Consider the following 11710-nt stretch of genomic DNA (forward strand, 5'->3'; position numbering starts at 1 on the left):
TGTCAGGGCTTTCCAAAGCTGGATAGCATAGGCGGCCTGCCAAAAGGCAAGGTCCACCTATAACAATAAGGGGGAAAGGTGTATGAGTGAGCCCGTCCTGCGGCGCACCCAGTCCGGTCATGACGTGCAGTCCCTGGCGCAACCGGCGTTCCGCTTCCACTCGCCGCTGGCCAAAGCGCTCTCGCTGTTCAGTGTGCTCTCCGTCCTGACTCTCGGTGCCGCGCCTCTCGCGCAAGCCGCCGAATCAGCACCCGTGTTCTCCATCGAATCGCCCAAGGCGGCGAGCAGCCTGCTGCTGGATATCGCCCATGCGGGCAAACGCCTGGTCGCCGTCGGTGACCGTGGCCACATCCTTTACTCCGACGACGACGGCAAAAGCTGGACCCAGGCCAAGGTGCCGACCCGGCAGATGCTGACCGCCGTCTATTTCGTCGACGACAAGAAGGGCTGGGCCGTCGGCCACGACGCGCAGATCCTCGCCAGCGAAGACGGTGGCGCCACCTGGACCCAGCAGTTCGAAGACCTGGAGCGTGAGGCTCCTCTTCTCGATGTCTGGTTCAAGGACGCCAACACCGGTTTCGCCGTCGGCTCCTACGGCGCCCTGCTGGCCACCGAAGACGGTGGCAAGAACTGGGAAGACGTCAGCGACCGTCTGGACAACGAAGACCAGTACCACATCAACGCCATCACCGCGGTGAAGGACTCCGGTCTGTTCATCGTCGGCGAAATGGGCAGCATGTTCCGCTCGCCCGACTGGGGCCAGACCTGGGAGCGCCTCGAGGGCCCCTACGAGGGTTCCCTGTTCGGCGCCACCGGCACCAACGAGCCGGGCGTGGTCGTCGCCTATGGCCTGCGCGGCCACCTGTTCCGTTCCGCCGACTTCGGCAAGAACTGGGAAACCATCGAACTGAAGAACGCCCGTGGCGGCACCCTGGAGTTCGGTCTTTCCGGCGGCACCCTGCTCGATGACGGCACCCTGCTGGTGGTCGGCCATGGTGGCAGCGTCCTGAAGAGCACCGATGCCGGTCGCACCTTCAGCGTGGTCAACCGTTCCGATCGCCTGTCGCTGGCCAGCGCCACCGCAGATACCAAAGGCAACCTGATCCTGGTGGGACAGGGCGGAGCGCGCGTCGCCTCGCCGACTGGCGCCGAGCTGGGCCAACAATAACAAGCCGGGGGAGTTTCGATGAGTAACCATCACCAGGACAAGGCGACCTTCCTGGAACGCCTGATCTTCAACAACCGGCCGGCCGTGATCGTCATCTGCCTGCTGGTCAGCATCTTCCTCTTCTGGCAGGCCACCCAGGTGCGCCCGTCCACCAGCTTCGAGAAGATGATCCCGCTGCACCACCCCTTCATCCAGAAGATGATGGAGCACCGCAACGACCTGGCGAACCTGGGCAACACCGTGCGTATCTCGGTGGAAGCCAAGGACGGGGACATCTTCAGCAAGGAATACATGGACACCCTGCGTCAGATCCACGACGAGGTGTTCTACATTCCCGGCGTCGACCGTTCCGGCCTGAAGTCCCTGTGGAGCCCCAGCGTGCGCTGGACCGAGGTCACCGAGGAAGGCTTCGCCGGTGGCGAGGTGATCCCGCAGACCTACGACGGTTCCGACGACAGCCTCGACGAGCTGCGCAACAACGTGCTCAAGTCGGGCCAGATCGGCCGCCTGGTGGCCAACAACTTCAAATCCAGCATCGTCGACGTGCCGCTGCTCGAGTCCTACCCGGACCCGAACGACCAGGGCAAGCTGCTGAAGCTCGACTACCGCCAGTTCTCCCATGAGCTGGAAGCCAAGATCCGCGACAAGTACCAGGCCCAGAACCCCAATGTGCAGGTGCACATCGTCGGTTTCGCCAAGAAGGTCGGTGACCTGATCGACGGCCTGATCATGGTCGTGGCCTTCTTCGGTATCGCCTTCCTCACCACCCTGGTGCTGCTGTACTGGTTCACCTGGTGTATCCGCAGCACCATCGCCGTGCTCTCCACCACCCTGGTGGCGGTGATCTGGCAGCTGGGCCTGATGCACTCGGTAGGCTTCGGTCTCGACCCCTACTCGATGCTGGTGCCGTTCCTGATCTTCGCCATCGGCATCTCCCACGGGGTGCAGAAGATCAACGGTATCGCCCTGCAATCCAGTGATGCGGACAACGCCTTGACCGCTGCGCGGCGTACCTTCCGCCAGCTGTTCCTGCCGGGCATGATCGCCATCCTGGCCGACGCCGTGGGCTTCATCACCCTGCTGATCATCGACATCGGCGTGATCCGCGAGCTGGCCATCGGCGCCTCCATCGGTGTGGCGGTGATCGTGTTCACCAACCTCATCCTGCTGCCGGTCGCCATCTCCTATGTCGGCATCAGCAAGAAGGCCATCGAGCGCAGCAAGAAGGACGCGACCCGTGAACACCCGTTCTGGCGCCTGCTGTCCAACTTCGCCCATCCGGTGGTGGCCCCGATCTCGGTGGTCATCGCCCTGGTCGCCTTCGGTGGCGGCCTCTGGTACGGCCAGAACCTGAAGATCGGCGACCTCGACCAGGGCGCGCCGGAACTGCGTCCTGACTCGCGCTACAACAAGGACAACAACTTCATCATCAGCAACTACTCGACCAGCTCCGACGTGCTCGTGGTGATGGTCAAGACCAAGCCGGAAGGCTGCTCCACGCACGAAGCGCTGGCGCCGATCGACGAGCTGATGTGGACGATGGAGAACACCCAGGGCGTGCAATCCGCCATTTCGATGGTCACCGTTTCCAAGCAGGTGATCAAAGGGATGAACGAAGGCAACCTGAAGTGGGAAACCCTGTCGCGCAACCAGGACGTGCTGAACAACTCCATCAGCCGTGCCGATGGCCTGTACAACACCGACTGCTCCCTGGCGCCGGTGCTGGTGTTCCTCAACGACCACAAGGCCGAGACCCTGCAACGCGCGGTCAAGGCGGTGGAAGGCTTCGCCAAGGACCACAACAAGGAAGGGCTGGAGTTCATGCTCGCCGCCGGTAACGCCGGCATCGAAGCGGCCACCAACGAGGTGATCGCCCAGTCCGAGCTGACCATCCTGATCCTGGTGTACATCTGCGTGGCGGTGATGTGCCTGATCACCTTCCGCTCCGTCGCCGCGACCATCTGCATCGTGCTGCCGCTGATCCTCACCTCGGTGCTGGGTAACGCGCTGATGGCCTTCCTCGGCATCGGCGTGAAGGTGGCGACCCTGCCGGTGGTGGCACTGGGCGTGGGTATCGGTGTCGACTACGGCATCTACATCTACAGCCGCCTGGAAAGCTTCCTGCGTGCCGGCCTGCCGCTGCAAGAGGCCTATTACCAGACGCTGAAGTCCACCGGCAAGGCCGTGCTCTTCACCGGCCTGTGCCTGGCCATCGGCGTGGCGACCTGGATGTTCTCGGCGATCAAGTTCCAGGCCGACATGGGCCTGATGCTGACCTTCATGTTCATCGTCAACATGTTCGGTGCGCTCTGGCTGCTGCCTGCCCTGGCACGCTTCCTGATCCGTCCCGAGAAGCTGGCGGGCAAGACCGGCGGTTCGCTGCTGGCCCACTAAGCCTCAAGGCAATGAAAGAACCGCGGCCCAGGCCGCGGTTTTTTTATGGGCGATCGACTACCCGCAAACCACGCGTACAACCCTGTAGGGGCGAGCCTGTAGGGGCGACTTCAGTCGCCCAGCAACCCAAAGGGTTGCCGCTCCATTGGGGGCGGGTGAAATCCGAAAGGGGTCGTCCCAACACGCGGGTTCCACCGGCCCTACAGCGAGCACAACCTCACCCGTAGCCCGGGAGCACCGCCCACACCTTCTCCGCGCTAGAGCACGGGCTATGAGGCGGTCACAGGTTTTAGGTAGGTCGGGTGCAACCCGACAGGCCCGGCACGATGCTCCGGCGGGTTTCACCCGCCCTACAGCGATGTAGCCCGGACTTCACCGGCTACGCTTTCCCCGCGCTGAAGCACGGGCTACGAAGTGGCACTCCAGGTTTGGGTTGGGAGCGGATCAGCGCGGATAGAGCGGCGGCAACCCGCTCTCGCCAGCGGCCTGTTGCTGCACCTGCGGCGTGGGCAGGGCGCGGATGGCTTTCCACAGCTCCTCACCCTGCCAGTGCTGACCGCTTTCGCTGTAGAGGGCGCCGTTGAGCCCGTCCATGGCGTCGGACAGCGGCACGAAGCGCGCGGCCATGTCGGCCAGGGTCTCCGGCTGCTGGCGGGCCCAGGCATCCAGGGCCTGGCGCGTGGCGTGGGGATCGTTGGCTTGGCAGGCGCGCTTGAGGTCGTCCAGCAGGGTGCGCGGGCTCGGGCCGGTCTGCGCGGTGGGCAGGATCGCCGGCTGGCGGCGGGCGTGCCACCAGAGGCCGAAGCCCAGCAGAGTGGTCAGCGCCAGCAGCAGGGTGGCGAGCTTCCACGGCCAGAGCGGCGGGCCTTCCACGGCATGCGGGTTGCCATTGCTGCTTTCCACGGGCGCTTCCGGCTCCAGCGTGGGATTGGCGGCGACTTCCAGGGTGCGGCCCGGTAGCTGGCTGCGCTCCAGGTGATCCTCGCGGGTGTTCCACCACACCACTTCCACCGGTGGCAGCTCGATGCGGCCGGCGGCGGTCGGCACCAGCGCCTCGCGCTCTTCGCGGCTGCCGAGCAGGCCGCGCTCGCTGGACTGGTTGGCCAGTTGCGGCTGGTCGGGGTAGCGACGCAGGTTGGTCACATTGGTGGCGGGCAGGGCGGGCAACTGGGCGCTGGCCAGGCCTTCGACCTTGACCATCAGGCTGCGGGTCAGCGAGTCACCCACCTGGGCCTTGTCCGGCTCCGGGCTCCAGGCTTCGGCCAGGGTCAGGTTGCGCGCTGGCAGCCAGGGCGCGTTGGCTGGGTAGTCGGCGGGCTTGGCTTTCACCACCAGCGGGATCTGCGGCGAGCTGACCCGGGTCAGGCGCCCGGGACGCGGGCCGAAGGGCTGGTAGTCGTCCTGCCCCGAGCGCTCCACCAGGGTGGCGCTGAACACCTGGGCGGGGATGCTCAACTGGCCGCTCTTCTGCGGGAAGATCGCGTAGCGCAGCTCGATCACACCGTGGCGCACGCCATTGATTTCTTTCTCGTAGGTGCGCGGCTCGCCCAGTTGCTCGACCCGCGCGTCGGCCATCTGCAGCGGCGTCAGGCTGCTGTCGTCATACAGCGAGACCGAGTGATAGATGCGCAGGGTGAGGATGGTCTGCGCCTGCACGTAGACGCTTTCCTCGTCCAGGCTGGCGTCGATGAACACCGGCGCCAGCTTGCTGTTGCCGGCGGCGTTGTCGCTTTTCTGGATGTGCAGGGTGATCGGCTTGGTCTCGGCTTCGCCCAGGCGCAGCGGCGGGATGACCACGAAGCCGTTCTGCTTCGGCTGCAGGGTGACGATCCAGCGCGTGGCGCGATCGTCCTGGCCGTTCAGGGTGCTGATGCGGTTGATCTGGCGCGTGCCCAGCACCTCGAACTGCGATTCCAGCGGCTTGAGGTCGGGCTTGCCGAACAGCGTCGGGTCGGAGGACTCCAGGATCAGCTCCACGGTTTCGCCCTCGCTGAGGCGTGCGCGGTCGACGCTGGCGGTAAAGCCCGCCGCGCTGGCGGTGCAGGCCAGCAGGCTGAGGAGGAGGGCGCAGAGAAGGCGCATCATTCTTGGTTTTCCTGGCGGCGTTGCTGTTCGTACCAAAACTTGCGGCGCAGCAGTTCGGCGGGGTCGTCGGGAATCTGCCGCAGCCATTGTTCCAGGGACTGCCGGCGCTCGTCGCCGAGGGGCTCGGCCTGGCCCGGCGCGTCGCTGGGCTGTTGCTCACCGGCGGGTTTCTGCCCGGGCTCGGCGGGTTGGCCGTCGGCGCCGGCCTGTTGGCCCGGCTGCTTGTTCTCTTCGGGCGGGGTGGTGGAGGCGCCTTCGGCAGGCTGCTGCTGCTCCTTGTCCTCGCCTTTTTCCGGGTCGCCACCCTGGGCGGCAGAAGGCTGTTCCTGGGGTTGCTGCTGGCCCTGCTGATCGTCCTGCTGCTGTTGCGCCTGTTGCTGTTTTTGCTGTTGCAGCAACTGCTCCACCAGGGCCTTGTTGTTCAGCGCCGGCTGCAGGTCGGGCTCGCGCTCCAGGGCGGATTCGTAGGCATCCAGCGCGGCTTCCAGCTGGCCGGCCTTGGCCAGGGCATTGCCGCGGTTGTAGTGGTCGGCGGCGCTGTCACCGCCAGCGAAGCGTTCGGCGGCTTCGGCGTGCTTGCCGGCCTGGTAGAGCGCATAGCCCTGCCAGCGCGGGTCCTGGAAATGCTGCGCGGCCTCTGCCGGTTGCTGGGCCTCCAGCAGGCGCTGGCCCTGTTGGTCGGGGCGCAGCCACAGGTCTTCCATTTCGAAGGCCAAGGCCGGGCGGGGCAGCACGAAGAACAGCGGCAGGCAGAAGATCCAGCCACGGCGCCCGGCGCAGGCGGCGATCAGCAGCAGCGGCAGCAGCAGCCAGTGGCCCTGGTCGGCCCAGGCTTCCAGGCGCGTGGTTTCGCGGCTTTCGCGCAGGGTGCGGGCGCCCCCCAGCAGGCCGAGGGTGCGCAGGTCGCGCTCGTCGACACGGGCGCTGGCGTACTTGCCGCCCAGCTGGTTGGCGAAGCGCTTGAGGCTCGCGGCGTCCAGGCGCGGCAGGAGGATGGCGCCCTGGGCGTCCTTGATGAAGCCGCCGTTTTCCTGGGCGATGGGCGCGCCTTCGGCGGTGCCGATGCCGAGGATGCTCAGGCGCTCGCTCTTCGAGCCCAGGGCATGGCGGATGCCGTCACGCTCCGCCTCGCTCAGGCTGCTGGTGATCAGCAGCAGGCGGCCCTGGCCCTGGGCACCCTGCTTGAGCAGGGCCAGGGCTTTCTCCACGGCGAGATCGGCGCGCTGGCCAGCCTCCGGCATGATCGACGGCTTGAGCGCCTCCAGCAGGTTGCCGGTGGTCATCAGGTCGTCGGAGAGGGGGACCAGGCTGTGGGCGCTGCCGGCGTAGACGACGATGGCGGTCTGCGCATCGCGGCGGGCATCCAGCAGGTCGCGCAGCTTGCGCTTGGCCTGCTCCAGGCGCGTAGGCGGCAGATCGGACGCGAGCATCGAAGGCGTCAGCTCGAGGATGACCACCAGCGGGTCGGCGCGCTTCTGCGTGCTTTGCTCCACCCGTTGCCAGCTGGGGCCGATCAGTGCCAGCAGGCCCAGGCTCCAGGCCAGGCCTAAAGCGATCCATGGCAGGCGGCTGCTGCGTTCCCGGCCACCGCCCAGCAACCAGGGCTGGAAGGCGATGGGCAGCAGTTGCTGCCAGCGACCGCTGCGGCGCTCGCGGTGCCAGAGCTGCCAGATCAGCCAGGCCAGCAGCGGCAGCAGGAGCAGCCAGAAGGGGCGCAGCCAGTGGGGCCAGAGTTCGCTCATGGGCGCCTCCGCAGCCACTGCGGGCGTTGCTGCAGCGCGTGGGGCCAGAGCTCACGGCTGATCAGCAGCAGGCTCAACAGCATGGCGCCGGCCAGCGGCCAGGAATACAGCGCCAGGGCCGGGCGGGCCTGGCTGGGCAGTTGCGAAACGGGTTCGAGCTGGTCCAGGGCGTGTTCGATCTCTTCCAGCTCCTTGCTGGAGCGGGCGCGGAAATAACGGCCGCCGGTCTGCTCGGCGATGCTGCGCAGGGTGGGTTCGTCCAGGTCCAGGCCGGGGTTGAGGCCGAACATGCCGAGCACGCCGCCCTGTTCCGGGTCGGCACCGATGCCGATGGTGTAGATCTTCACCTGCTCCTCGGCGGCGAGGCGTGCGGCGGTGAGCGGTTCGATCTCGCCACCGGTGTTGGCGCCATCGGTGACCAGTACCAGCACGCGGCTATCGGCGGGGCGCTGGCGCAGGCGCTTGACCGCCAGGCCGATGGCGTCGCCGATGGCGGTGTTCTTGCCGGCGATGCCGATCAGCGCCTCGTCGAGCCAGATGTGCACGGTCTGGCGGTCGAAGGTCAGCGGTGCCTGCAGGTAGGCCTGGCTGCCGAAGAGGATCAGGCCAATGCGGTCGCCGATGCGGCCGTCGATGAATTCGCCCATCAGGTGCTGGACCAGGGTCAGGCGGCTGACTTGCTTGCCGTCCAGCTCCATGTCCGCGTAGTCCATGGAGCCGGAGACATCCACCGCCACCAGCAGGTCGCGGCCGCTGGCCGGCAGGGGTTGCGGCTCGCCCACCCATTCCGGGCGCGCGGCGGCGCACAGCAGCAGCAGCCAGAGCAGGGCGAAGGGGGCCTGCTGGCGCCAGGCCGGCAGGTTGGCCCGGGCGCGGCGGCCGGCGAGGGCTTCCAGCTCGCCGAGGAAGCTCACCTTGAGCGCAGCCTCGCCGCTGTCGGCGGGGGGCAGCAGCACGCGCAACAGCCAGGGCAGCGGCGCGAGCAGGAAGATCCACGGCCAGGCGAGTTCAAACATGCTTGCGAATCCAGGTGTCGACTGCCTGGGTCAGGCCTTCGATGGCCTTGTCGTCGAGTTTGCACTCGGGGCGGTAGGCGCCCTCCACCAGCACCATCCAGCGGGTCAGGCCAGCGGCGGGGCAGCGGTTGTCCAGGTAGGCCAGCCAGGCGCGGCCACTGAGGGTGAGGCTTTGGTCGTTGGGGTAGTGCAGGCGGCACAGGCGCTTGAGCAGGCCGTTGAGCTGCTGCAGCCAGAGGCCCGCAGGTACGCCGTCATAGGGTTTACGCAGCTGCGCGAGCTCCCTGAGCGCCGCCTCGCGCATCGGCTCCAGGGGTTGTTCGGCGCGCTCGCCGCGTTGCCGGCGGGGCAGGCGGTGGCGCAGGCGCCAGAGGCCCCAGAGCAGCAGCGGCAGCAGGGCGGCAAGCACCCACCAGCCCGGCGCGGGCGGCCACCAGGGCACGGCGTCGGGGGCGATCAGCGGCTCCAGCTGGTCGAGCGGGTTCATCGCTTGCCACCCCGGTGGTGCAGGTGGTCACGCAACTGGTCGACCATGCCGGCCTGGGTACTCAGGGGCAGCAGCAGCACCCCCAGGCGCTGGGCCAGGCGTTGCCAGCGCGCCTTGCGCGCATCGCCCAGGTCACGGTAGGCCTGGCGCAGCTCGGGGTTGTGGGTGTCCAGTTCCAGCTTGGCGCCCAGCTCGGTGAAGCGCAGCAGCCCGGCGGCGGGCAGGGCATGGTCGAGCGGATCGGACAGCGGCAGCAGGATCAGGTCGGTGTGGCGGGCGAGCAGGGCGAGCTGCTGCTCCGAGGTATCGGACAGGGTGCGTTCGTCGCAGAGGATCACCACCAGGCTGCCGGGGCGTAGCACCTCGCGGGCGCGGCGCAGGGCCAGGCTGAAGCCTTCGCGGGTGGTTGTCTGCTGGGGGCCCAGGGCCTGGTTGGTGCGCACCAGGCGGTTGAGCAGTTGCAGCAGGCTCTGCTTGCTGCGCCGGGGCTTGATCTCGTGGTGCTCGTTGTCGCTGAAGACCAGGCCGCCGATGCGATCGTTGTGGCCCAGGGCGGCCCAGCCGATGAGGCTGGCGGCGTGGGCGGCGAGCACCGACTTGAACATCTGCCCGGAGCCGAAGAACAGCCGCTGGCTCTGCTCGACCATGATGAACACCGGGCGCTCACGCTCCTCGTGGAACAGCTTGGTGTGCGGCTCCTGGGTGCGTGCGGTGACGCGCCAATCGATGGTGCGCACGTCATCGCCCGGCTGGTAGACCCGCACCTGGTCGAAGTCGACGCCGCGACCGCGCAGCTTGGAGTGGTGCAGGCCGATCAAGGGGCTGCGTCGCGAAGGCGTGGAGAACAGCTGCACCTCGCGGACGCGATGGCGCATGTCGATCAGCTCGGCGAGGCTGACCTTGATGCCGGTCTGGGCGGCTGGGCTGTCCATGGGTCAGGCGACGGCGACCACGTCGAGGATGCGCTGGATCACGCGGTCCTGGTCGATGCCGGCGGCCTCCGCCTCGAAGGACAGGATCAGGCGGTGGCGCAGGGCGTCGAAGAGCACGGCCTGGATGTCCTCGGGACTGACGAAGTCGCGGCCGGCCATCCACGCATGGGCGCGGGCGCAGCGGTCCAGGGCGATGGAGCCGCGCGGGCTGGAGCCATAGGCCAGCCACTCGGCCAGCTCACTGTCGAACTTGGCCGGGGTGCGCGTGGCCATCACCAGCTGCACCAGGTACTCCTCCACGGCGTCGGCCATGTACAGGCCGAGGATTTCCTTGCGCGCGGCGAAGATCGCCTGCTGGCTGACCTGGTGCTCGGGGCGGGTCTCGCCGTTGAGGGCGACGCCACGGGCCTGCTGGAGGATCTTGCGTTCCACCGAGGCTTCGGGGAAACCGATCTTCACGTGCATGAGGAAGCGGTCGAGCTGGGCTTCGGGCAGCGGGTAGGTGCCTTCCTGCTCGATGGGGTTCTGCGTCGCCATCACCAGAAACAGCGGCGGCAGTTCATAGGTGGAGCGGCCGATGGACACCTGGCGCTCGGCCATGGCTTCCAGCAGCGCCGATTGCACCTTGGCCGGTGCGCGGTTGATCTCGTCGGCCAGCACCAGGTTGTGGAAGATCGGACCCTGCTGGAACACGAAGCTGCCGGTTTCCGGGCGATAGATCTCGGTGCCGGTGATGTCCGCCGGCAACAGGTCGGGGGTGAACTGGATGCGATGGAACTCGGCTTCGACCCCTTCGGCCAGGTCCTTGATCGCCTTGGTCTTGGCCAGCCCGGGCGCGCCTTCCACCAGCAGGTGGCCGTCGGCGAGCAGGGCGATGAGCAGGCGGTCGATGAGCTTTTCCTGACCGAGGATCTGGGTGGACAGGTACTGGCGCAGGGCGATCAGTGCTTCGCGGTGTTCCATCGTTGGGCTCGCTCGGGTTGGACGGGGGCAGCCAGGCCCCCGGAGAAGGCGAAGTACTTTAATCCAAGCAGAGGCCTGCGGCCTAGGCGAGCGCGTGGACGCGCAGCGAAATCGTGACGGGCCGAGCGCTATTCGCCCGGCCCGCGAAGGCTCATGCGATCAGCTCGACCTTGCCGCTGGCCAGCCGGTAGATGCCGCCCACCACCTTCAGGCGCCCTTCGGCAATGGCGTCGCGCAGCAGGCTGGAGCGCTTGATGAGCTGCTTGAGGTTGTCCCGCACGTTCTGTGCGATGGCGTTTTCCAGAACGTCGCCCTTATGTTTGAGCACCGCCTGCGCCGACGGCGCGATGGCTGCTGCCAGGCCCTGGATATGGCCGGGGTAGCTGGCGCCGTCGCGAGCCATCTTGAGGCCGGCCTCCACCGCGCCGCAGCCCTCGTGGCCAAGCACCATCAGCAGCGGGATGCCGAGCACGGCCACGCCGTATTCCAGGCTGGCCAGGCCGTCGTCGGTCACCAGGTTGCCGGCCACGCGGACGGCGAAGAGGTCGCCCCGGGCGGTGTCGAAAGCGTATTCCGGGGCGATGCGCGAGTCGGCGCAGCCCAGCACGGCGGCATAGGGGTTCTGTGCGGAGACCAGGGCCTCGCGTTCGGTGAGGAAGTCGTGGCGGCGGGTCAGCCCATCCACATAGCGTTGGTTGCCCTGCATCAGGCGTTCCAGGGCAGCGTCCGGGGCCAACTGGTTCTGTGGCTTGGGCGTGGGGGCCGCAGCCGGGGTGGCGGCCAGGGCTGTGTTGCTCAGCAGGGGCGCAGCGGCCACTGCTGCGGCGGTCATTCCGGCCAGGCGCAGGAAACGCCGGCGCTCCGGGCGGTCAGGGGTATGCGGTTCGTGGCAGGTGCACATGGTGGGTGCTCCGGTGGGAAAG

The 11710-nt window shown here is 67.5% G+C and carries 9 protein-coding genes; 2 read left to right on the top strand and 7 right to left on the bottom strand.

Annotated elements, in window-relative coordinates; translation table 11 throughout:
- Positions 1 to 82 precede the first annotated feature (82 nt).
- Together ACXI0U_RS05785 and ACXI0U_RS05790 are read left to right on the top strand one after the other, a co-directional pair.
- Positions 83 to 1168 carry a WD40/YVTN/BNR-like repeat-containing protein gene (locus ACXI0U_RS05785; RefSeq protein WP_374980317.1) on the top strand — a complete coding sequence of 362 codons (1086 nt, stop codon included), beginning with the start codon at positions 83 to 85 and terminating at the stop codon, positions 1166 to 1168.
- A gap of 18 nt (positions 1169 to 1186) precedes the next feature.
- On the top strand, positions 1187 to 3562 hold the full coding sequence (locus ACXI0U_RS05790; protein WP_316925181.1) for an efflux RND transporter permease subunit: 2376 nt from the start codon (positions 1187 to 1189) through the stop codon (positions 3560 to 3562).
- A 444-nt stretch (positions 3563 to 4006) separates the two neighbouring features.
- Here the strand turns inward: ACXI0U_RS05790 and ACXI0U_RS05795 are convergent, their stop codons facing one another.
- The 7 genes from ACXI0U_RS05795 to ACXI0U_RS05825 all read right to left on the bottom strand — a co-directional run bounded on the left by ACXI0U_RS05795 (position 4007) and on the right by ACXI0U_RS05825 (position 11688).
- Positions 4007 to 5647 carry a BatD family protein gene (locus ACXI0U_RS05795; RefSeq protein WP_271660461.1) on the bottom strand — a complete coding sequence of 547 codons (1641 nt, stop codon included), beginning with the start codon at positions 5645 to 5647 and terminating at the stop codon, positions 4007 to 4009.
- Positions 5644 to 7389 (bottom strand): VWA domain-containing protein, encoded by a 1746-nt coding sequence (locus tag ACXI0U_RS05800; protein ID WP_316925182.1) that lies wholly within the window; start codon positions 7387 to 7389, stop codon positions 5644 to 5646. Before ACXI0U_RS05800 ends, ACXI0U_RS05795 begins: the two co-directional genes overlap by 4 nt.
- Positions 7386 to 8405 (bottom strand): vWA domain-containing protein, encoded by a 1020-nt coding sequence (locus tag ACXI0U_RS05805; RefSeq protein WP_021217381.1) that lies wholly within the window; start codon positions 8403 to 8405, stop codon positions 7386 to 7388. Before ACXI0U_RS05805 ends, ACXI0U_RS05800 begins: the two co-directional genes overlap by 4 nt.
- Entirely contained in the window at positions 8398 to 8892 is a 495-nt protein-coding gene (locus ACXI0U_RS05810) for a DUF4381 domain-containing protein (RefSeq protein ID WP_271660462.1), read from the bottom strand. The genes ACXI0U_RS05805 and ACXI0U_RS05810 overlap by 8 nt, the downstream gene beginning before the upstream one ends.
- Positions 8889 to 9824 carry a DUF58 domain-containing protein gene (locus ACXI0U_RS05815; protein WP_184490695.1) on the bottom strand — a complete coding sequence of 312 codons (936 nt, stop codon included), beginning with the start codon at positions 9822 to 9824 and terminating at the stop codon, positions 8889 to 8891. Before ACXI0U_RS05815 ends, ACXI0U_RS05810 begins: the two co-directional genes overlap by 4 nt.
- 3 nt (positions 9825 to 9827) lie before the next feature.
- A complete protein-coding gene (locus tag ACXI0U_RS05820) occupies positions 9828 to 10787 on the bottom strand; it encodes an AAA family ATPase (protein ID WP_021217378.1) in 960 nt (319 codons plus the stop codon).
- A gap of 151 nt (positions 10788 to 10938) precedes the next feature.
- The gene (locus ACXI0U_RS05825) at positions 10939 to 11688 is read right to left on the bottom strand and encodes a carbonic anhydrase (RefSeq protein WP_271660463.1); all 750 of its coding nucleotides are present in this window, start codon (positions 11686 to 11688) and stop codon (positions 10939 to 10941) included.
- Positions 11689 to 11710 lie beyond the last annotated feature (22 nt).

This window comes from Pseudomonas sp. C9D1 (assembly GCF_056491235.1).

What these genes read in the sequence shown, in the direction of transcription:
- ACXI0U_RS05815 (WP_184490695.1), bottom strand. Translation starts at nt 9,824, where the DNA reads ATGGACAGCCCAGCCGCCCAGACCGGCATCAAGGTCAGCCTCGCCGAG.
- ACXI0U_RS05800 (WP_316925182.1), bottom strand. Translation starts at nt 7,389, where the DNA reads ATGAGCGAACTCTGGCCCCACTGGCTGCGCCCCTTCTGGCTGCTCCTG.
- ACXI0U_RS05810 (WP_271660462.1), bottom strand. Translation starts at nt 8,892, where the DNA reads ATGAACCCGCTCGACCAGCTGGAGCCGCTGATCGCCCCCGACGCCGTG.
- ACXI0U_RS05825 (WP_271660463.1), bottom strand. Translation starts at nt 11,688, where the DNA reads ATGTGCACCTGCCACGAACCGCATACCCCTGACCGCCCGGAGCGCCGG.
- ACXI0U_RS05820 (WP_021217378.1), bottom strand. Translation starts at nt 10,787, where the DNA reads ATGGAACACCGCGAAGCACTGATCGCCCTGCGCCAGTACCTGTCCACC.
- ACXI0U_RS05805 (WP_021217381.1), bottom strand. Translation starts at nt 8,405, where the DNA reads ATGTTTGAACTCGCCTGGCCGTGGATCTTCCTGCTCGCGCCGCTGCCC.
- ACXI0U_RS05785 (WP_374980317.1), top strand. Translation starts at nt 83, where the DNA reads ATGAGTGAGCCCGTCCTGCGGCGCACCCAGTCCGGTCATGACGTGCAG.
- ACXI0U_RS05790 (WP_316925181.1), top strand. Translation starts at nt 1,187, where the DNA reads ATGAGTAACCATCACCAGGACAAGGCGACCTTCCTGGAACGCCTGATC.
- ACXI0U_RS05795 (WP_271660461.1), bottom strand. Translation starts at nt 5,647, where the DNA reads ATGATGCGCCTTCTCTGCGCCCTCCTCCTCAGCCTGCTGGCCTGCACC.